General features: G+C 55.1%; 10 protein-coding genes, 2 tRNA genes and 1 riboswitch. Of the genes, 8 read left to right on the top strand and 4 right to left on the bottom strand.

All coding sequences use genetic code 11. From position 1 onward, the window contains the following. Positions 1-215 precede the first annotated feature (215 nt). From Q1K76_RS09350 to Q1K76_RS09380, 7 genes are all read left to right on the top strand, one after another. A complete protein-coding gene (locus Q1K76_RS09350; protein WP_300132826.1) occupies positions 216-2,957 on the top strand; it encodes a substrate-binding domain-containing protein in 2,742 nt (913 codons plus the stop codon). A gap of 224 nt (positions 2,958-3,181) precedes the next feature. Further along, positions 3,182-6,220 (top strand): TonB-dependent receptor, encoded by a 3,039-nt coding sequence (locus tag Q1K76_RS09355; protein WP_300132828.1) that lies wholly within the window; start codon positions 3,182-3,184, stop codon positions 6,218-6,220. A gap of 18 nt (positions 6,221-6,238) precedes the next feature. After that, complete coding sequence (locus tag Q1K76_RS09360) at positions 6,239-7,915, top strand: RagB/SusD family nutrient uptake outer membrane protein (protein ID WP_087407688.1); 1,677 nt, start codon at positions 6,239-6,241, stop codon at positions 7,913-7,915. Positions 7,916-7,936: 21 nt separating this feature from the next. Next, positions 7,937-9,403 (top strand): DUF4960 domain-containing protein, encoded by a 1,467-nt coding sequence (locus Q1K76_RS09365; RefSeq protein WP_300132832.1) that lies wholly within the window; start codon positions 7,937-7,939, stop codon positions 9,401-9,403. Positions 9,404-9,492: 89 nt separating this feature from the next. Further along, positions 9,493-11,868 (top strand): LamG-like jellyroll fold domain-containing protein, encoded by a 2,376-nt coding sequence (locus tag Q1K76_RS09370; RefSeq protein ID WP_300132835.1) that lies wholly within the window; start codon positions 9,493-9,495, stop codon positions 11,866-11,868. A 225-nt stretch (positions 11,869-12,093) separates the two neighbouring features. Then, positions 12,094-12,290: riboswitch (cobalamin riboswitch) on the top strand. Positions 12,291-12,547: 257 nt separating this feature from the next. After that, the gene (locus tag Q1K76_RS09375) at positions 12,548-14,005 is read left to right on the top strand and encodes a DUF5074 domain-containing protein (RefSeq protein ID WP_300132837.1); all 1,458 of its coding nucleotides are present in this window, start codon (positions 12,548-12,550) and stop codon (positions 14,003-14,005) included. Positions 14,006-14,029: 24 nt separating this feature from the next. Continuing rightward, positions 14,030-15,304, top strand: coding sequence for a DUF5074 domain-containing protein (locus tag Q1K76_RS09380; RefSeq protein WP_258326991.1), 1,275 nt, complete (start codon positions 14,030-14,032; stop codon positions 15,302-15,304). 446 nt (positions 15,305-15,750) lie between these two features. Here Q1K76_RS09380 and Q1K76_RS09385 read toward each other — a convergent pair. The 4 genes from Q1K76_RS09385 to Q1K76_RS09400 all read right to left on the bottom strand — a co-directional run bounded on the left by Q1K76_RS09385 (position 15,751) and on the right by Q1K76_RS09400 (position 19,814). Further along, positions 15,751-15,827, bottom strand: a tRNA-His gene (locus Q1K76_RS09385). A 38-nt stretch (positions 15,828-15,865) separates the two neighbouring features. Beyond that, positions 15,866-15,942 (bottom strand) — tRNA-Asp (locus tag Q1K76_RS09390). Positions 15,943-16,261: 319 nt separating this feature from the next. Next, complete coding sequence (locus Q1K76_RS09395; RefSeq protein WP_300132840.1) at positions 16,262-18,544, bottom strand: carbohydrate binding domain-containing protein; 2,283 nt, start codon at positions 18,542-18,544, stop codon at positions 16,262-16,264. 379 nt (positions 18,545-18,923) lie between these two features. Next, positions 18,924-19,814 carry an AraC family transcriptional regulator gene (locus Q1K76_RS09400; protein WP_087407682.1) on the bottom strand — a complete coding sequence of 297 codons (891 nt, stop codon included), beginning with the start codon at positions 19,812-19,814 and terminating at the stop codon, positions 18,924-18,926. A gap of 154 nt (positions 19,815-19,968) precedes the next feature. Here Q1K76_RS09400 and Q1K76_RS09405 point away from each other — a divergent pair, with 154 nt between their 5' ends. Continuing rightward, a complete protein-coding gene (locus tag Q1K76_RS09405) occupies positions 19,969-21,876 on the top strand; it encodes a CocE/NonD family hydrolase (RefSeq protein WP_087407681.1) in 1,908 nt (635 codons plus the stop codon). Positions 21,877-22,059 lie beyond the last annotated feature (183 nt).

Below are 22,059 nucleotides of genomic sequence, written 5' to 3' on the forward strand. Positions count from 1 at the left end.
TTTTCAATTTTTTTATTTTCTATCGAGATTTATGATAAATCGAGTTATACTTGCTGTTGTTTTGTAATGCAAAGTTAAAGACTAACCTTTGAGGAGGCTATAAAAAATCGTGCATAGTTTATCAAATTTGTTGTTATGCCCGATTTTTAATACCTTATACACGCTTTTTTTTATGAGAATATAGTTTAATTTGCGGATACAAAGCACACATAACGATGTACAGAATCTTATCATACGGTTTTTGGCTGGCAGTATTGATGGCCTTGTTCGGTTGTAACCAGAGCAAAGTATACAGGATAGGTGTTTCGCAGTGCAGCCAGGACGACTGGCGCATGAAGATGAACGACGAGATAAACCGCGAGATTATGTTTCACAAGGAAGCTGTCGTGGAGATTCGGTCGGCCGATGACAGTAGTGAAAAACAGATAAGCGATATAAACTATTTTGTCAAGAACGGGTTCGACATCATCATCGTCTCGCCCAACGAAGCCGAGACTCTTACGCCTATTATAGAAGATGTATACAAGCGGGGGATTCCTGTGGTTATTTTTGACCGGAATATAAACAGCGACTCTTATACGGCCCGCATCGGTGTAGACGACAAGGGGCTTGGGCAGTCGGCGGCCCACTATGCGCAGCACTTGCTCGGGAACCGGGCAAAAGCCATCGAGATATTCGGCTTGAGGGGGTCTACTCCGGCCGAAGACCGGCACGAAGGCTTTGTCAAGGAGTTTGTGGCGTCGGGTGGAACCTTGTTGGCCAGCGTCTCCGGCAACTGGAACAAGGAAGATGCGATACCCGTTGCCGACTCTTTATTGAGGATTTATCCCGATGTAGACCTCATCTATGCCCATAACGACCGTATGGCCATCGGAGCGTCGGAGGTGGCGAGTCGTCTCGGTCTACGCGACCATATCAAGATAATCGGCATCGATGCCGCTCCCAATATAGGCATACAGGCCGTTGCCGATAGTATTATCGACGCAACCTTTTTGTATCCTACCGAGGGGCACCGACTCATTCAAACGGCTCTTGCCATCTTGAAGGACGAACCTTACAAAAAGGAGACTATTTTGCCTGTTTCGTCGGCCGTAGATTTGAGCAATGCCGATATTCTGCTGTTGCAGAACGAGACGTTGAAGGAGGAGACTCATAAGATAGAGTTGTTGAAAGTCCAAATCGATGATTATTGGGCTCAGCACTCCTCGCAGACCTCGCTCTTCTATGCCAGTGTAGCCATTATCGTTCTGTTGTGTGGTGTCGGGTTCCTTCTGCTGCGGGCCTACTGGCAGCGCAGTCGGCACCAGAAAGAGCTCTTGTCGCAGAATAAACTTCTTGAGGAGGAGCGTGATAAGCAAAAGTTGCTGAATGAGCAGCTCGAAAAAGCCACTCAGGCCAAACTGGTGTTCTTCACCAGTGTGTCGCACGATTTGCGTACGCCGCTGACGCTTATTTCGGAACCGGTTGCCCAACTGGCCGCTGCCGAGAACCTCACGCCGCAGCAACATACGCTCATGAAAATAGCCGATAAGAACGTCAGGATACTCCAGCGGCTGATCAACCAGATACTCGACTTCCGTAAATATGAGAACGGGAAACTGGATATTCACTTGTCCGAGGTCGATTTCAATCAATGTATCCGGGACTGGCTGGAGTCGTTCTATGCCATAGCCCGCAAGCGCGATATAAAGTTGTCGTTGGTCGGCCCGTCGGCCGACGAGCGGCTGGCACTGGCTATCGACTTGGAAAAGATAGAGCGGGTGTTTTTCAATCTCCTCTCCAATGCGTTCAAATACACGCCCGACAATGGTTCGATTACTGTCTCGTACGAATGCGATGGTACGGACCTCACGTTCAAGGTCTCCGATACCGGCGAAGGGATAAGCGAGCGAGACCTCGGCAACATATTCGATCGGTTCTATCAGGTCGATCGTGTCCATCCCAAGGGTTCCGGTATAGGATTGTCGCTCGCCAAGGCATTTGTAGAGTTGCATGGGGGGAGCATCACCGTAGACAGTACGTTGAACAAAGGCTCGGTTTTCACGGTGACCTTGCCGGTAAGGCATGTGGCCGAAACTACAATCGATGTCGGTAAGGAAATCGAGGAGCAAGATGTCGAGGCCGAATTTGAAGTAATCGATACGCACATTACCTTCGATGAGGACAAGCCCATTATCCTCATTGTCGACGATAACCGGGATATTCAGCTCCTTATCGGTGAGTTGATGGGGGCCGACTACAACATAATTACAGCCTCGAACGGTAAAGAGGGAGTGCGGTTGGCTGTCAAGTATGTGCCCGATCTCGTTATCTGTGATGTGATGATGCCCGTAATGGACGGATTGGAATGTTGCCGGCGCATCAAAAACGAGATTTCGACATCGCATATACCGGTCTTGATGCTGACTGCCTGCTCCATGGACGAGCAGCGGGCTCAGGGATATGACAGCGGAGCCGACGGCTATCTTTCAAAGCCGTTCAACAGTACCGTATTGAAAGCCCGATGTGCCAGTCTCATAGCCAATCGTAAGCGGATAAAGGAGCTGTGGCTCTCGTCGTCTGTCCTGAAAGGCAATCGAAAGGAGGAGGGGAAACCCTTGCCGGCCAAAAGCACACCTGCGGGCGATATCGACAATGAATTTTACAACCGTTTCCTGGATATATTCCAGGAAGAGATGGGCAATGCCAGCTTGAATGTCGATACGATAGCTTCCAGGATGGGGCTTGAACGCTCTCAGTTCTATCGCAAAATCAAGTCGCTCACCAACTACGCTCCGGTTGAGCTGATACGTCGGTTGCGTTTGCAACGGGGCCGCGAGCTCTTGACCACGACCGACAAAACGGTAAGCGAGATTGCCTACGAAATAGGTTTTTCTACCCCGGCCTATTTTACAAAATGCTATCGCGATACCTATGGCGAGACCCCTACCGAGGTTCGAAACAAGCTGACGAAATAATCGAGCACAACAATAGGCATTGCGACTAATCCTGTTGTGGCGCACCTCTATACAACCGTAGAGGTGCGTTTTTTTGCCGTTTGGTCGACTATTAAAATTGGGGCATTTTCTATCAAAAAACGTGCATCGCTTAAATTTTGATAACTTGTACAACATTTTTTATAACGGCAGGGGGCTTTTGTAACCTATTTTTGCGATAGAAATTCTTATAAAAATAAATAAATATGAAAAGAACAATTCTCAGTGCAACATTGCTGTTTATTATGGCAATCATGGCGCAGGCACAGAATATCACTGTGCATGGGAAGGTCCTTTCAAAGTCCGGCGGAGAGCCTCTCATTGGAGCCTCCGTGCTTTGTGAGTCGACCCAAACCGGAGCCTCTACCGACATTGACGGGAACTTTACCATCTCCGTCCCTGAAGGTGCAACCTTGAAGTTTTCGTACATTGGATTCAATCCGACCGAGGCCAAAGCCACGCCGGAGATGACCATCCATCTGGGCGAAAATTCCGAAGTGCTCGACGACGTGGTGGTCGTGGGCTATCAAATCGTTCGTAAAGCCGACCTTACCGGGGCGGTCTCGGTCATGGACATGAAGGAGCCGTTGAGCGAGAACTCCGGTAACATCATGAGCTCCATGGCCGGCCGGTTGCCGGGTGTGAACGTAGTGCCCGATGCCGCTCCCGGCGGTACCGGTACGATTCGTGTCCGGGGTATGTCTACGGCCAACTCGAGCAACGACCCCCTCTACATCATCGACGGTGTGCCTACCGACAACATCAACTGCATCAACCCGAGCGACATCGAGTCCATGCAGGTGCTGAAGGATGCTGCATCGGCCTCGATCTACGGTTCGCGTGCCGCCAACGGCGTGGTAGTCATCACCACCAAGCAGGGCAAGGGCGACCGCATGACGGTCAACGTAAACTACTCGACCAACATCCAGACGATTGCCAACCGCTACGAAATGCTCGATGCCAACCAATGGGGCATAGCCTACTGGGCTGCTTCGAAAAACTCGAACATCGCCCCCTCGCATGTGCTCTATGGCAACGGCGAGACTCCGGTGCTGCAACCCTACGTGGCCGGCAATACCAACTATCCTACCACCAATACCGACTGGCAGGACCAGGTATACCGCACGGCCTGGACCAACAACCTCACCGCCTCTATCTCGAACAATACCGACAAGAGTTCGGTGATGCTTTCGCTCAACTACATCAACCAGGACGGTAACATCCGGGAGACCTTCTACGAGCGCTACTCGGCCCGTATCAACTCGCGATACGACTTCAACAAGTATATCTCGGTGGGCGAGAACCTCATGCTGGCCCACTGGAAAAACCGGGGTGTCGATGTTGCCGGCGACCGGGGTGTGCCGTTCACGGCCATGAGCCAGCACCCGGCACTGCCCGTGCGCGGTCTTGACGGTTCGTGGGCCCGTCCTCTGGAGCTGATTGCTTCGGACCTGACCAACCCCGTGCAGCTCATCGAGAATGCCAAGGACAACGACTACTCGTCGTGGCGTATCCTGGGTAATGCCTACCTCGAGTTGAAACCCATCGAGGGACTCTCGCTCAAGACCAATATCGGTATCGAGCACAGCCAATACTTCAACCACACGCTCGGCCGTACGGTGAATCCCGGCGATGTAAACAGCGTGTCGAGCGTATACGGTCAGGGCGATACCTGGACCTGGACCAATACCGCCAACTACAACAAGACTTTTGCCGACAAGCACCACCTGACCGTGCTGCTCGGAACCGAGGCCATCAGCTATACGTTCCGCGACCTGTCGGCTTCGCGCGAAGGGTATGCCTTTGAAGACCCCGACTACATGCAGATAGGCGCCGGTACGGGTACCCGCAGCAACGGCGGCGGCAAGACGCAATGGTCGGTATTTTCGCTCTTCGGTAAAGTCGACTACAACTATGCCGACCGCTATCTGGCATCGTTCACCATCCGTCGCGACGAAAACTCACGCTTTGCCAAAGGCTATCGCGCCGGCATCTTCCCGGCCTTCTCACTGGCCTGGCGACCCACGCAGGAGGAGTTCTTCCCCCAGAACAACGTGCTCAGCGACCTGAAGGTCCGCTACTCCTGGGGACAGAACGGTAACGCCAATATCCCCTCGCTCTACCCGGCTTACTCGACCTACATCTTCAATACGGGCAACGGTGCCTACGACATCAGCGGAACCAACTCGTCTACCACGTCGGGCATCACCCTCTCGAGCACCGGTAATCCCGAGCTGAAGTGGGAGACTACCTATCAGCACAACATCGGTGCCGACTTCCAGTTCTTCAGCGGAGCTCTGGGTCTGAGTGCCGACTACTACATCAAGAAGACCAAAGACATGCTGACGATACCGCCCGCCCTCGACGTGGCCGGCGAGAATGCGGCCATGTGGCTGAACACCGGTTCGATGGAGAACAAAGGTTGGGAAATCGCCCTCAGCTACAACAGTCCCTCGTATGGCGACTTCTCGTGGAACGGTTCAATCAACGTAGCCCAATACAAGAACAAACTGCTCGAGCTCAACTCGCGGCAAAACTTCATCGGCGGAGACCAACGGCTCATCCCGGGTCAGCCCATGGGTGTCTACTACGGCTATGTGTGCGACGGTATCTTCCAGAACGAGGTCGAGGTGGCCAACCACGCTACCCAGACCGGTGCGGCTCCCGGCCGACTCATCTATCGTGACCTCGACGGCAACGGGGTAATCGACGACAACGACCGTTGCATCATCGGCGACCCGAACCCCGACTTGTCGATGGGCTTGAACCTGACCTTCCGCTACAAGAACTTCTCGCTCGACATGTTCTTTGCCGGCGATTTCGGATTCGACATCCAGAACCACATGAAGCGTCAGTTGCTCTCGATGAACTACGGCAACCTCTCGACCAACCGCGGGGTAGAGATCTTGAATGCCTGGACCCCGACCAATACCGATACCGATATTCCGGCCCTGTCGCTGACCGACGACAACAACGAGAGCCGCTTCTCGTCGTACTACGTGGAGAACGGTTCCTACATGAAGATGAAATACCTGAAACTCTCTTACGCACTGCCCAAGAATCTCATCAAGAAGATAGGTGCTTCGAACCTCGAGGTATACGGGCAGGTAGAGAATGTCTTTACCCTCACCTCCTATACGGGTCTCGACCCCGAAATCCTTCCCGGTGAGTATGGTGCACGCATCGACAATGGTGCATATCCCCGTCCCCGCACCTTTACGGTGGGCGTGAATTTCCAGTTCTAACATTCAAAACGACGAACCATGAACATGATACAAAACATAGCAAAAAAAGCAATATGGGTTGCAGCTATCCTTTCAATGGGCATGACCATGAATTCATGCGAGGATATGCTCGACACCAAACCGCAAGGTACGTTTACCGACGAACAGATTGGCGACGAGGAGGCTCTCGACCTGATGACCTCGGCCTATGCGTCGCTGCTCAACCACTATTTCGGCAATAACGAGTCGTTTGCCGGCCCTATCAACAACTGGGTATTCGACGTGCGGTCCGACGACGCCCTCAAGGGGGGCGACGGTGTGACCATGGAGGGTTACATCCACCAGCTCGAGATTGGCAATGTGCAGAGCGACAACGATGTGGTTACCTTCAAATGGCGCAACAACTACTATTCGATCAGCCGGTGCAACACCGCCATCCGCGGCATCCAGGCTTCTACCTCGATTTCCGACCAGGAGAAAAACTCGTATGTGGCCGAGATGAAGACGTTGCGGGCATACTTCTACTTCGATATGCTGCGCATCTTTGAAAAGTTCCCTTACTTCGACGAAACCGTCGTGAACCCCAGCGAATGCCGGGCCGACCAGTATTCGCGCGAGCAGATTGCCGAGTTTATCAAACAGGATTTGCGCGACAGCTACGAGATACTGCCCCCAACGCAGGCCGAGGTGGGCCGCTTCAACCGCTATGTGGCGGCTGCCCTGCTGGCTCGTGTCGACCTCTTCACCTCCGATTGGGCCGAAGCCGAGACCTATGCCGGCTACGTAATCGACAGCCATCAGTACGAGCTCTATCCCAACTTCCTCGACATGTCGAAACCCGAGTACAACAACCAGTACGAGTCGATACTGGCCATCCAGTTCTCGTCGGCCAACTCGCCCGACCAGTATAACTACAACAACTGTCTGAACTGTACCTGGTCCGAAGGCAACCTCTATGGCAACGGCGACGACTTCTATCTGGCTTCGCAAGATCTGGTCAACGCCTTCCGTACCGACGAAAATGGTCTGCCTTATCTCGATGGTGCTCCCGACGACCAGAATGTAGACCGTGCCGATTTCGAAGGCAACATCGACCCCCGTCTCGACTTTACGGTAGGCCGTATCGGGATGCCGTGGCGTTCGCACCAGTATAACGAGAAGTGGTGCCGCAACCTCGAGCTCTACGGACAGTATTCGGGCAAAAAGCCCTATCCGGCACCCGAGTCGCCCTATGTCAAACCCGGTATCGTGCCCTGGGGGGCCTCGTCGCTCAACGGTCTGCTCATCCGCTACGCCGACGTGCTGCTGATGAAGGCCGAGGCCCTGATCGAGCAGAACAAGGATCTCGAGGAGGCTCGCACCCTCATCAACGACGTGCGCCGCAAGGCCGCCCGCTCGGTCGACGCTTCGTACGAACCCATCGACTGCAACCCCATGGTGGCCAGTTACAAGGTGAGCGAATATCCGGCTACGGGCTGGAATCAGGACTATGCCCGCAAGGCTGTGCGCATGGAGCGCCGCCTCGAGTTGGCCATGGAGGGTCTGCGCTGGTTCGACCTCGTGCGCTGGGGTACGGTAGTCGAAACGGTAAACAACTACTACGAAACCGAAGGGAAAATTCGGACCTACTATCAGGGAGCCAACCTCTCGAGCGACGAAATCTATTTCCCGATTCCTGTCAACCAGGTAGACAATGCAGGAGACTTGTATAAATAACACATTAAATCAGAAAGTACGATGAAAAAAATATCTTATGGCATTTTCATACTGCTTGCCACGCTGTGCGGTATGTTTGGTGCATGCTCGGAATTTGAGCCGACCGGTTATACCGAAATTCCGGATTTGCAAAAGGTGAGTAACCTGAGAGCCGACATCGACGGCTATGTGGTCAATCTTTCGTGGAGTCTGCCCGCAGCCGATGGGGTAGAGGGGGTATTGCTGATTACCAACGGCAACTCGTCGAACCCCACACGCCTCGAGGGGAGCGTAACCTTCTATTCGGTGGAGGGGCAGCCTATGGAAGAGGAGTATCTCTACACGGTGAAAGTCCTCTACAACGGAGGCTATGTATCCGAGGGTGTCTCGGTGACGGCTACGATTCCCTATATCGAGCTGGCCAATGTGACCGACCTCGAGGCTTCGGTGAGCGGCCGTACCGTTACACTCAACTGGACCCTGCCCGACGAAGAGGGCATTACGGCCGTCAAGGTCTTCAGAGCCGACGAGGCCGATGCCGCCGTCGTGCTGGAGGCGTCGGCTACCTCGTGCGAGATGAAGGGCCAGCCGATGGACCAGGAGTTGACCTACACCGTGGCCCTGGTATATGACGAGTATTATACGTCGAAGGGTACTTCGGTACAGGTGACGGTTCCCTACATCACCCCCAAGATGGGTTACCTGATGACTGCCGCCACCATCCAGCAGCTCCCCGATGACGACGAGCGGGCTGCGGCCGCCTGGTTCATGGAGCAGGAGAATGCCGAGCTCATCCAACCCTCGCAGCTTGCCGACCTGGATGCCGACATCTATCCCGTGCTCTGGATCGAGATAGACCGCGTGGGGTTGCCTCTCGGGTGGGAGAACCTGCCGGCCGAGATAACCTCTGACGAGACCATCGCCGCTCTGCGCCAATACTCGGCCAACGGCGGCAGCCTCTACCTCTCGAACATGGCTACGCAGCTCACCGTACCCCTCGGCTTCGTGCCGTCGACCATGCCTCCCACAACCTACGGTAACGGCGAAGGCGGGACAGGTACCGACGTATGGACCATCAATCCCTACCTGGGCTGGGACTTCCGCAACGGCAGCGACCAGGGATTCTACGACCGCACCTCGCACCCCGTATACGAGGGCCTCACGATGGAAGACCCCAACAACTACGGCTACAACAGCCTGCCGCTCATCGGTCCCGGTCAACGCGAAGACCACAACTGCTTGTGGGATTGCAACATCTACGGGAAAGGCAACTACCCCGACGTGATTCGCAACTTCGAGGTGACTACCAACGCCCTCGTGCTGGCCACCTGGGGCCATGTGCGCGACCACTGCGTGGCCGGTCTGGTCGAGTTCTATGCCAATGCCGAGCACGGACGTTGCATCGCCAACGGCTTTGCCGCCTATGAGTGGAACCAGAACTCGGGTACCAATCCCTATCAGCACAACATCGAGCAGTTGACTATGAACATTCTCGATTATCTGAAATAAAACTTATTGAAACACAGATGGCGTAACCCTCTCTGTCGAGGTGCGTCATCTGTGTCGTATCCAGCCAAACCTCAAAAGAATTTGTATCAATGAATCGGATTAAATCATTTTCAGTTATTGCCGCCATGGCGTCGGCGTTGTCGTTAAATGCCGAACTGGTTGCCCATTTTCCTATGAATGTCGATTCCGGGCAGATCGAGGAGCGTATCAGTGGCGACCGCTTTACGGTCGAGGGAAATTTCGCCCCCGAGAATGTCGACGGAGCCGTAGGTGCCGCCTTAAGGTTCGACGGCTATACCTCGCGGGTAGATGCCCGTCTGGACAATATCCTGGCTGCCGATGCCACGCAAATGACCGTCTCGGTATGGGTGGCCCTCCCGTGCTATCCCATTATCCAAATCGATACCGATACGTCGGAGAAGACCCCCATCGTCACCTGTCTCGACCGGGACAGCAAGACGGGCTTCGGTTTCTACCTCGGCTTTAACGGCAAGTACAGTTTCGAGACCTACATCGGCGGTTGGCCGGTAAGTATCGAGGCGAGCACGCCGCTCCCCACGTATAGCTGGAACAACCTGGTGGCCGTAATCGACTGCGACAACCGGTCGATCAAGCTCTACAACAACGGGGTGGAGGTAGGCTCGAGCCGGGCCAACGGTTCTGTCTCGTTTGCCGCCGGTTCGTTTTACATGGGGCAGGGCTCCGAGTCCCGCCTGTCGGGCCCCTTCGAGCTGATGTCGTTCAACGGACTGATTGACGATATTTCGATTTGGAACGAGGCCAAGTCGCTGGACGAGATACAGACCTGGCAACCCGAGCATGAGCCCGACCTCGATATACCGGCCTCGCGCTTTGCCGACGATTTGCTGCGTCCGCGTTTCCACGGTATGCCTGCCGCCGGGTGGACCAACGAATGCCACGGCATGTATTATGCCGACGGCCGCTACCACCTCTTCTTCCAGAAGAATGCCGACGGCCCCTACATGGCCCGCTTGCATTGGGGACATATCTCGAGCGAAAACCTCTATGACTGGCGGGAGGAGAAGATTGCCCTGGCTCCCGGCGACGCCTACGACATCAAGGGCTGCTGGAGCGGCTGTGTCTTTGCCGACGATGAGGTGACGGGTGGAGAGCCCAACATCCTCTATACGGCCGTAGATTATGCCAAGGCCACGATTGCGCAGGCCACACCTGTCACCGACAACCTGAACGAGTGGAGCAAACTGCCCGGCAACCCCATTATCGGTGGTCGCCCTAGCGGACTCTCCGACGATTTCCGCGACCCCTATTTCTTCCGCAACGGCGACAACGCCTACATCATTGTGGGCTCTTCGAAGAATGGGGTAGGCACAACCACTCTGCATCGCTACAACCCGCTCACCGGCATGTGGAGCAACGACGGCGACCTCTTCTTCACGGGCTCGTCGGCTGCCGAAGCCGGTACCTTCTGGGAGATGCCCAACATCACCCCGATGCCCGACGGCCGATGGCTGTTCACCGTCACGCCGCTCAACACATCGCAAGGTGTTCACACCCTGTACTGGACGGGCTCGATTGCCGCCGATGGAAAGTTTGTGCCCGATGCCGATTCTTCGCAACCGCGTCTGGTCGAGCTGAACTCCCGCGACGGCTTCGGTCTCTTGTCGCCCACCATCTATCGGCACAACGACAAGGTGATTGCCCTGGGCATTGTCCCCGACAAGTTGTCGTCGGTCTCCAACTGGAACCTGGGTTGGGCTCACTGCTATTCGTTGCCCCGCGAGTGGTCTATTGCTGAGGACGGCTCGCTGTCGCAGAAACCTTATGAGGGGTTGACCGGGTTACGCACCACGACCACCTTTACCCGCACGGGGTTCGACCTGAACGGTACTCTCGACCTCTCGCCTGTGAGCGGACGCTCGGTCGAGATATGCGGCACATTCGAGGTGGGTGCCTCCGACTTCGGTTTCCACATCTTCAAGAGCGGCAGTGCCGAGGCCGTTGTTTCGTACACTCCGGCAACGGGTGAACTCGTGGCCGACTTCAGCGCCCTGCCTCGGTTGACCAACGACGCCGGCGTATACGACGGTGTCTATCGTTGCATCTTGCCCGAGCGTCCGGCCGTGGGGAGTGAGCTGAAGATAAATATCTTTATCGACCACTCCATCCTCGACATCTTCGTGAACGACAAGTGGGCTACCTCCATCCGTGTCTTCCCCACCGAAGCCGATGCCAACGGCATCGAAGCCTTTGCCTCGGCCACGACCCGGGTAAAGGAGCTGAATGCCTGGATACTCGAGGGGCAATCGGCGAGTTCGGGCATCGAGTCTGTGGTCTCCGACCGTGTGGATTCGGGAAGTGTCCGTGTCGATGTCTTCAATTTGCAAGGCATGAAGGTGCGGGCCAACGTACCTCGGGAGGTTGCTGCCGAGAATCTGCCGAACGGTTTCTACATTATCGGCGGCCAGAAGGTTCTGGTAAGATAAGTTTGGCAGTATAGAAAAAAATGGAGCCGGTGTAGGAGAGAACCGGCAAAACTTCTTCAGAGAAACTCATGAGCGCATACAGCCGCATCTCGGCTATATGCGCTCATGCTTTTTTTGTGGGGGGAGTGTGTTGTCAAGACCGCTGAGGATAAAGACTATAAGCTGCACCATATACAATCTGTTTGAAGTAGGAAGCAAAAAGTTATCTTTCTCCAGAAAAAAATACTAATTTTACAGCCGATTGGTTCCAAAAGGCCCGCCGGGCCTCGAGGATTAAAAGGGAATCGGGTGAAAATCCCGGACAGTCCCGCTGCTGTGAAGCTCCGCCAACCGCTCGAATTCTATACGCCACTGATTGCAATATCGGGAAGGCCTCGAGTGGGGAGTCAGTCAGAAGACCTGCCGTCAGTTTTTGTTTTTAATCGAGCCCGTGGACAGGACGGTTAAATGTACGACGTAAATGCTATATACTTTTTTCAGGCTTTTCGAGCCATTCATAACCCGTGTCGGGGTACTGTGTAAACCTGTTGGGGCATCTGCCCGGGAACAGGCAGGCACGACGCGTTGCCGTCTTGACAATATGGCAACGGCCGGGCTTGCCGTCTCTTCTCCAGCCCGGGACCTTGTTTTGCAAATTTTCAATAACCTGTTAAATAATAGATTTTTATCCAAAAGTAGAATGATGAAAGTAAGAAAGATGTGGGGCGTGCTGCTGGTAGCGGTAGCTCTGATTATGGGCAGTTGCTCGAAAGAGAGTGAAGAACCGATGCCCGACCCGAAGTTTGAGTGGACAACGGCTGTTGCAACCGATGTGCCGGTATTTGTGGTTCCCGATACCCAAGTAGAGATTGCCTATGCGGCAGAGCATGTGCAGTCGGTCAAGACCGAATCGCTGCCCGCCGGGTGGAGTGCAACGGTCGACCAGGATGCCCGGAAAATCGAAATCTCGGCCACGGCCGATGCCGAAACAAAAGCTACGCTCACCGTCACGGTAGCGGGCGCAGGCGGGAAGAACCTTTCGCAAAAGGTGGAGCTGTATTGCCTGAATGCCTTTGACGACCCGGCCGGGGTCTTTGTGCTCAACGAGGGGAACATGACTACCGAGAACGGCTCGCTCACCTGGATTTCGCCCGAGGGGTATGTGGTGGCCGATGCCTACAAGACGGTCAACGGTACCGAGCTGGGCAACGTGGCACAGGACATGGCGTTCTGTAACGGCAAGGTCTATATCATCTCGCAGAATGGCAACAAGAACCCCAACGGCATGGTGTTCGAAAACGACGGCATGCTGGTGGTGGCCGATGCCCACACCTTGAAGCGGACGGCCGCCTACACGAACGACGACCTGCAGGGGCTCGACTGGCCCACGCATATCGCCGTGCTCGACGAGCAGCATCTCTATATCCGCGACAACGCCGGTATCTACCGTTTCGACCCCACGGCCAAGTCGCTGACCTTCGTGACCGGTTCGGACGGTGCGCCGAAGAGCCGCTTCGTGACGATGGGAGGCAAGGCCTACACCTTCAAGTCGGGCTATTTGAGCAAGATTCTCGAGCTCTCGACCGAGAGCGATGCCGTGACGTCGATTTCGTTCCCGTACAGCATCCCCTGCATGATCAACCGTGTGCTGGGCATTCAGGGCGCCGACGACGGCCGGATGTGGGTGATGACCTCTACCTCGACGACCGTAGGCTCGGGACAGATTGCCATCGGCAAGTTCAACCTGTCGGACCGCTCGATGATTCAGCGCCGCATAGGCGTTGAACCGGCCGTGGGTTCGTCGGGCGAGGCCTTCGCCGCCTATGGCAACAACCTCTACTATGCCGATGGGGTGACGGTCTACTGTCTGCCTTTCGACGAGAGCGAAGATCTCAAGGCCGACTCGGGTCTCGAGGCCGAGCAATGGATGGTCGACCTCTCTGCTCTGGACAAGAACGCCGGCATCCGTTACAACGGACTGGGCGTGCACCCCAAGTCGGGACGTGTCTACATCAATACCCTCAAATCGTATGCCCTCTTCGGGCAGAACCAGATCTGGGGATTCGACTTTGCCACCAGCACCGAGGCTCCGGCCGTCAAATACGAAAACTATACCCACTTCCCCGCCGGCTTCTATTTCCCGGCCGGTCGTCAGTAATCTGTAAGAAATATGTTTTGCGCAATGAATAACAGATGGATTGCAGCCCTCGTGCTGACGGGGGCCATGGTTGCGGCGGGCGGTTGCTCGTCCGACCCCGAACTTGTAGGTAACGGTGGTAATACGGGCGGTGGCGGCACTAATCCGCCCACGGCTCTCGGCGGATATGCTTCGCCCGACGGAGTGTTGATTCTCAACCAGGGAGCCCCGCGTCTGGAGAACGGCTCGGTCACCTGGATTTCGCCCGAGGGGCAGGTCGAGCAGAATGTCTACCGTACTGTCAACGGTTCGGCCTGCGGCAATACGTCGCAAGATCTCTACCTCTATGGAAACAAGATTTACATCATGAGCAACAATACCGAGGTGCCCGATTTGGGAAACAGCGAGCCGGGCGACGGGACTATCGTCATTGTCGATGCCGAGACCTTCCGCCGCGAGAAGGTATTCCATTTCAAGGACCTGAAGTTTCATAAACCCGAGGGCTCGCTCGAGGTGGTCGACTCGTTGCCGCTGGTCACGCCGCTCGAGAATCTGGCCGTTATCGACGAGCATAACCTCTTTCTGGCCGACGGACAGGGCATGTTCCGCCTCGATACCGAGACCGGCGAGTTGACTCTCGTGGAGGGTGGATACCACTTCGGCAACCAGGGGAATACAATCGAGACCGTTGTGGGCACACGCGGCATGACCGTCATCGGCGATCACCTCTATTGTTCCGGCGGGGGATTCTGGACCAATACCCAGCTCTTCGAGTTCACGAAAGACAGCAACAAGTTGACCCGTTCGCTCGACCTTTCGGGCGAATTTATCAGCGGCATCTGTCGCACGGGCGACCACGAAATCGTGGTGGCTACCTGCGGCCGCTCGGGCAGCCTGAAAAGTTATCTCACCTTTGTCGACACCGAGACCATGAGCGTCATACTCGAGAAACCCATCAGTGCCGACATCTCGGCCGAGTTTATGAACTCGTCGGGCGTGACGCTGGCCGGCGACTACCTCTACTTTGCCGCCGGCACCTTGACGGTGAGCCGCATCTCGCTCAAGACGTGGAAAATCGAGGAGTATATCCAGGTGAAAAACGATGCTCCGCAAGCCGAGTATCTGACCTGCAACGTTGTAGCCGACCCGAACAAGAATCTGCTCTATGTATCGGTATCGAACGACCTGAACGAGGCCCGGATTTCCGACGGGAATATCCTCGTCTACGATTGCAGCGGCGATGAGCCGAAGCTGGTGATGAATCTCGAAAACAAGGGCAGTTATCCGGTGAACATCTATCCGATGTCGAAGTTCTATTGAGCCATCTGTCCGAGATAAAGAGATAAGGTTTATCTAATTGTAGAGTCTGTAAACAGGCCGTTCTCAGAATTTTTGAGGGCGGCCTGTTTTGGTGTTAATCCTTGCTGCGTTCTGACTTTGCGAATCCCACGTTTTTTTACGCCTATTCTCCAAAAGTCCTTTTTTTTAAAATCGTTAAACTGTGTGGTTATCCCCACCGATTTTCTACTGCTCCTAAAATTTATGCTTAATCTCACGGATTCCTCAGTTTTTTACGTTGATCCGAGTAAAGGATAAGGCGTTCTTTTTGTTCAGACTAGCTAAAATTTATGCTTAATCTTATAAATCCCTCAGGTTTTTACGTTGATCCGTTTTTACGTTGATCCCCTTATCCCTCTACTGCTCCGGTTTTACAAAGGAGTGGGTAAAACAAAAGGAGCGAGAACAAAAAGTTCTCGCTCCTTTTGTGGGGTGCTAGATGGGACTCGAACCCACGACCCTCGGAACCACAATCCGATGCTCTAACCAACTGAGCTACAGGCACCATGTTCTGTTTTCGTAAAGGAGTCATCCTCGCTTTACTGGCGGTGCGGACGGGACTCGAACCCGCGACCCCATGCGTGACAGGCATGTATTCTAACCAGCTGAACTACCGCACCATTTTGGTTTTGCGACGGCAAAGATAGGGCATTTTTTCTTTCTACACAACATATCGGGCAAGAATTTTTTCAAAAAAAATCGAGTGCCGTTTTATCTTTCAAGGAAACAAATAGTTACCTGTTTGTTGGCCTGGCTGTTTTTTTTGAAAAACTTTTTGCGGGGGTACCTGCGGGGGAGGGTAGGGATGGTTGTGATGCTCGTCGAGCCCTTTGAAAAGAGCGGCCCCGGCGTGGAACTGGTCGCGCGCCGGGGCCGGATAGGGTTATCGGGAGCGATACCGGGCTCCTCGGGGGGAGCCGCAGTATCTCCTTTTACACTTTAGCGGAGTACAATCTTGTGGGTCGTTTTACCGGCTGTTGTCGTTACCTGGAGGATATAGACACCCCGGGGCAATTCGGGGGTCTGTATCGTTTCGCCTTCGGCCGCAAATTGGCCTGTCAGTACACCCGCAATCGAATAGAGAGCCGCGTGTTGCAGCCCTTCGGCCTGGATGTGGAGGCGTTGTTCCGTCTGGGCGATGGTGACGGGCTGGCTGTGAGTATCGTCGATACCCGAGGCCGACTTGACGAGAACCGACAGGGGGATATACTTGTCGGCTGCACCACGCGAGGCGAGCTTCACATAGGCTTCGTGCACGCCCAGATTGTTGCTGTTGAACGATACGGTGAACGAGCCGCCCGTAGTGGGGAGCGATTGGGTCGAGAGTTTGAATTTGCTCGGGTTGGCTCCGCCGAGCGACAGCTTGATGGGCTCGGTCAGATTCTTGGTGGAGACGGTGATTTTCCCGCTCACCTGGTCTTTGCCCTGAGCCGCTATCATCGACACGTGGGTCGAGTCGCTGGTCATCTCGGGCAGGTCGGTACGGCCCCAGCCAATATCGTCGATGTAGTAGGTCACGGCGTTTTCATTGCCCCAGCGGCCGGTATATTTGAAGGCCATGAAGAAGACGTCGCTGATGTTCTGTCCCTCCAGATTGACATGGAGCTCGTTCCATTCGCCGTTTTGGTCGGGCGATGCGGGTATGCCTACCTCCAGCGGTTGGAAGAATACGGGCGTGTTGGGTATCGTGTCGATGTAGTAGAGCTCGAGTTTGGTGGGGCAGTTCTCAAAGATGTTTTCGCCCATGACGCGGAAGGTAAAGGTCTTCCCGGCCGTCTTGTAGCTCAGCGGCGGGGTTACAATCCACATCTCTACCTGGTCGTCGCTTTGTTCCTGATATACGTAGCCCGAGGCCTTGGCCATCTTTTCGCCGTCGATTTCGTATCCCCACCAGGGGCGGTTCCCTTCGCGGGTCACATTCTGCCAGCCTTCGAGTTGCAGGTTTTCGTTCTTGACGGCACTGTCGAAGGTTTCGAACAGTCGTTCGCGCGGGTTGCTCATGTCCCAGTTGAAGTTCCGTACCAGCGGCTCTTCGACGGGGGTATCGCCAGCGGTAGCCGTACCGTTGAGGTCGACAACGAGCTCTTTGCCCTCGAGAGTGGTAAAGTGAATCTTCGAGTGGAACTTACCGGCCTGTTTGGGGGCGAAGGTAAAGACTACGGTGTTGGGGATGTTCTTGACAAAGAGGGTGCTCGATATGCTGAAGGCCGCCCCTTCGATATGTTCGATCGAGGCGCGCACATAGTCGATGCAGTTCTGGCTGTTGAGGGTAGCCGTTACGGTGCTCTTCTCGTCGACCTTGGCGGTGAAGGCCGGGATGGTGGCCGGTTCGATCGAGATCGAGGGCGGGTTGTTGGGGTCGATGCAGTAGCCCTTCAGCTGGAAGGTCTGCGTGAGCTCGTAGTGGCCGGCGCTCTCGATGGTGACCGTGGCCGTGTGGCGGCCGATAACCGTGGGGTTGTAGGTGAAGACTACGGCTTGCGAGGGCTCGGTGGTCGATTGTACCGAAGCGCTGAAGTGCTTGGCGTCCTTACCCGTGAGGGTGATGGTCACCGGCTTGTCGAGGTTGGCCTGGGTGATGGTGACGGTGGGGTAGTCGACCGACTTGTTGAGTTGGGTCGACAGCTCGGTAAAGGTGGTGGGCGATACCGTCAGGGTAGGTTCGGTGGGGACGGGTGCACTGCCTTCGGTCTTCTGGAAGCTGAAGTCGTCGAACAGCACAGAGGCATTCTTGGCCACCATCACGTTGAAGTAGAAACGGGTAGCCCCTTCGGGGAAGGTAGTCTCGACCGTCTTTTCGGTCCAGGAGTCGGCGGTGAAGAAGTCGGTTTTCAGCTTGTCGCTGTCGTGTTCGAGCTCACCGTCGCGCGGCGATTCCCAATAGCAGTTCAGTTTGACGTCGCTGCCGTTTTGCGAAGTCAGCACCTTGTACTTGATACGCAGGCGGTAGGTGGCTCCCGGCTCGAAGTTGCCGGCAATCTCTTGGCTCAAATAGCTTTCGTCTCGCGTAGCTTTGGTAACTTTCAGGGCCTGTTCACCCTCGACCTTGTCGGTAGATTCTACATCCACGGTGATTCCTGTGGTACTCCATTCGTCGAAGGTGGTTCCAAAGAGGAAGTTGGAAGAGGAGTCTTCGAATCCCGGGTTGGATAACATCTCGTCGGCTGCAAAAGTGCTGGTAGCCAGCAGCCACAGGGGGAGGAGTAATAGTAATTTTTTCATATAAAAAAGTGAGTTAAAGGTAGGGAAGAGCCCGACGTCAAGGCCCCTCCATACGGTTAGAAATTAGAATATGGATGATTTTTATCGGATGGTATGTGTCGGGGTGAAACCGCTGTTTTTTACGGAATACATATCCCCTTGGGTCGAGTAGATTTTTTGCATAAAAAGTGAGTTATACGATTAACTATTCTATATATTTTCTCTTGGGGGGATAAATATAGAATACACTTTTACGAAAAACATAAAAGCATATATTCTTTTTATTGTTTTTTAACAGGTTGGTTTAACCTATTTTTAGCAATGTGAAAAAGATTTTCAGAAGGGGCTTCCACTGTGATATGCTTTGTTAAGTTTCTGTAAAATAGATTGTTGTTTGTGCCTATGATTTTACGCTTCGGTTTCGGTATCGCAGAGGCGACAGTCCGGCATTGGTCTTAAAGAACTTGCCGAAGGCCGATTGGTCCGAAAAATTCAGTTCATCGGCAATGGCTTGTATGGTGCGGTCGGTGTGTCGCAGCAGGCGGCACGCCTCGGCATAGAGCAGCCCGTTGATAAAGTAGCCGGCCGTCTTGTGGGTGGTCTGGCGAATGATGCGCGAGAGGTAAGAGGGCGATATGGAGAGGCTGCGGGCGTAAAAGTCGATGGTGTGCTCGCGCTTGTAGTGGCGGGTGAGCAGCGTGATGAATTGCTGGAACAGCCGCTCGGGGTGGGAGAGTGGAGTAGCCGCATCGGTCCGATGGGCAATCCGCTCGAGCACTTGCAGCATCACGACGTGCAGCAGGTGTTGCAGCCTGTTACCCTGGTAGGGCCCCGGTGTAACGATGTGGCGGGCGAGCTGCCGCAGGTCGTCGGCCAGATTTTGAGCCAGATGGTCGGGCAGGTGAAGGATGGGCGACTGAGCTTGGAAAAAGAAGAGCGAGTATTGCTGGTAGGCCGGGTCGGTAGTCAGTTGCCGTTCGAAGAGGGTGCGCTCGCACAGCAGATGCAGGGCCACGAAGTCGGGGCTCTGCCGGGTGAGCGATACCAGCAGGCTGGGCCAGAAGAGCAGCATGTCGTCCTTGCCCACGGTGTAGTCGCGATAGTTCAGCGAGAAGGTGGCCGACCCCTGCCGAATCAACACTACCGAAAAGATGTCGGCAAATACCGGCGGTATGGTGTCGATGTTTACCAAATGGCTGTTCATCTCGAAGCAGGCCAGGCTGTTTTCGTATACCTCTTTTACCTGGTGGTATTCTGTAAGTTCGCTCAGTCGTATGATTTTTTCGGTCATGGCTCAGGGTGGTAAGATTGATGCGGCTAAAGATAGGAAATGTTCAGTATTTAACCAATTTCGGCTCTTGATTTAACAATGGCAACCGAGAAAGATTGACGAAATTTGCCTCACAAAAGAGCGAAATGTTTAACCGATAAAAAAGGATTACGATATGACCAGGCAATGGATGTATACAGGCGCTTTGGCGCTGATGGCCCTTTGCACGCAGTGCGGTGTGCCGGCCCGTCAGGAGGTTACGCTGCACGATGCCCAGGGGCGAGAGATGAAAGTTCCTCTTCGCAAGGCTTTACCGGTAGATGCACCGCGGGTGCGCTATCCGGGGTTCAATCCCGATACTCTGATTTTGAAGGCCGGCAGTGTGCGCCGCGAAGGTGCCATGCCGCTGCCGTGCGATATTTTGCTCGAGCGCGATGTGCCCATCCGGCTGCGCGACGGCGTGACTATCTATGCCGATGTGTTCCGCCCCGTGGGCGACGAGGCTTGCCCCGCCCTGTTGGCGTGGAGTCCCTATGGCAAGGAGATAGGTGGGCAGATGCTCGACGATGTGCCCATGCGTTCGGGGGTGCCCTTGTCGGCCACCTCGGGGTTGGAGAAGTTCGAAGGTCCCGACCCGGCCTATTGGGTGGCTCATGGCTATGCCATTGTCAACCCCGACAAACGGGGTGCCTACATGTCGGAGGGCAATCTGCTCTACTGGGGGCACGAGGATGCTCTTGACGGGTGCGATGTGATTGACTGGATAGCTTCGCAAAAGTGGAGCAACGGCAAGGTGGGCATGACGGGTAACTCGTGGCTCACCGTATCGCAATGGTTCATTGCAGCCGAGCGTCCCGAGCATCTGGCTGCCATCGCTCCCTGGGAGGGATTCTGCGACCACTACCGCGAGTCGGGTACGCGGGGCGGCATACCGGCTCCCGAGTTTCCCGAGATGATTGCCGAAACCTTTGCCTCGGCCCACGGCATGCTCGAGGACCAGCCCCGCATGATTGTCGAGCGTCCCTTCATGTGCGACTATTGGGAAGACAAGGCGGCCCGGGTCGAGAATATCGAGATTCCGGCCTACGTCGTGGCCAGCTATACCAACTCGGTGCACACACACGGCTCCTTTGCCGGGTTCCGCCGCATGGCTTCGAAAGAGAAGTGGCTGCGGGTGCACAACACCAGCGAGTGGTTCGACTATTACACGCCCGAGAATGTGGAGGATCTGCGCCGCTTCTTCGACCACTACCTGAAGGGTATCGACAACGGTTGGGAGCAGACACCGCGGGTACGCCTGTCGGTGTTGAATCCCGGGGGTACCGACATCGTGGGCCGTGCCGAGGAGGATTTCCCGCTGGCCCGTACCCAGTACCACAAACTCTATCTGTCGGCTGCCGACAGTGCCCTGCTCACCTCGTTGCCTGCCGACCAGGCCGTGAGCGAATATCAGTCGGACAGTGCCCGCCACGAGGTGACCTACCGCTATCGCATGGAGCGGCCTACCGAGATTACCGGCTACATGAAGCTGCACCTGTGGGTATCGGCCCCCGACCACGACGACATGGACCTGGCCGTGCGGGTAGAGAAACTCTCGCGCGACGGCCAGCCGCTCCCCGACCGCACGGGCAACCTCATTGCCGCCACGGGCTTGATGCGGGTGTCGATGCGCCAGTTGGACGAGGCTCGCTCGACCGAGGCCGAACCTTATTACACCTTTACCACCGAACAGAAACTGAAACCGGGCGAGATTGTTCCCGTCGAGATTGAGATATGGCCCATGGGGCTCTACTTCGACGAGGGCGAAATACTGCAACTCACCGTGGGGGCCTATCAGCCGGCCAATGCGGCCATTCCCTTCGGCTCGGCTTCGATTTCGGTTCCGCGCGACGGGTTCACCTATATGCCGGGGCAGCCGGTCGAGATGATGACCGTCGGGGGCAACGCCACCCAGTGTGCCGACCCGGCCGAGGTGGTTGTTTCGCCGGCCACGCACAATGCCGGGCGTCATCGCATTTACACCGGTGGCGAGTACGATAGCTACCTCTATGTCCCCGTGATACCGGATAATACCATGAAGTAACCAAGCGTGACGGCGGTGCTTTGCCATCGGGATGGCAGCCTGTTTCGCGGGCTGCATCCGCACCGCCGGCGCTTTTTCGAAAAACTTTCTCATATCATCGAAAAGGGGGAATGTCTCAGTTGCATGGGATGTTTCCCTTTTTTTCGTCGACCGGGGCGAGTTGTAAAAAAAGGATGGCGGAAT

It is taken from the genome of uncultured Barnesiella sp. (assembly GCF_946496565.1).
GTDB classification, from domain to species: Bacteria; Bacteroidota; Bacteroidia; order Bacteroidales; family Barnesiellaceae; genus Barnesiella; species Barnesiella merdigallinarum.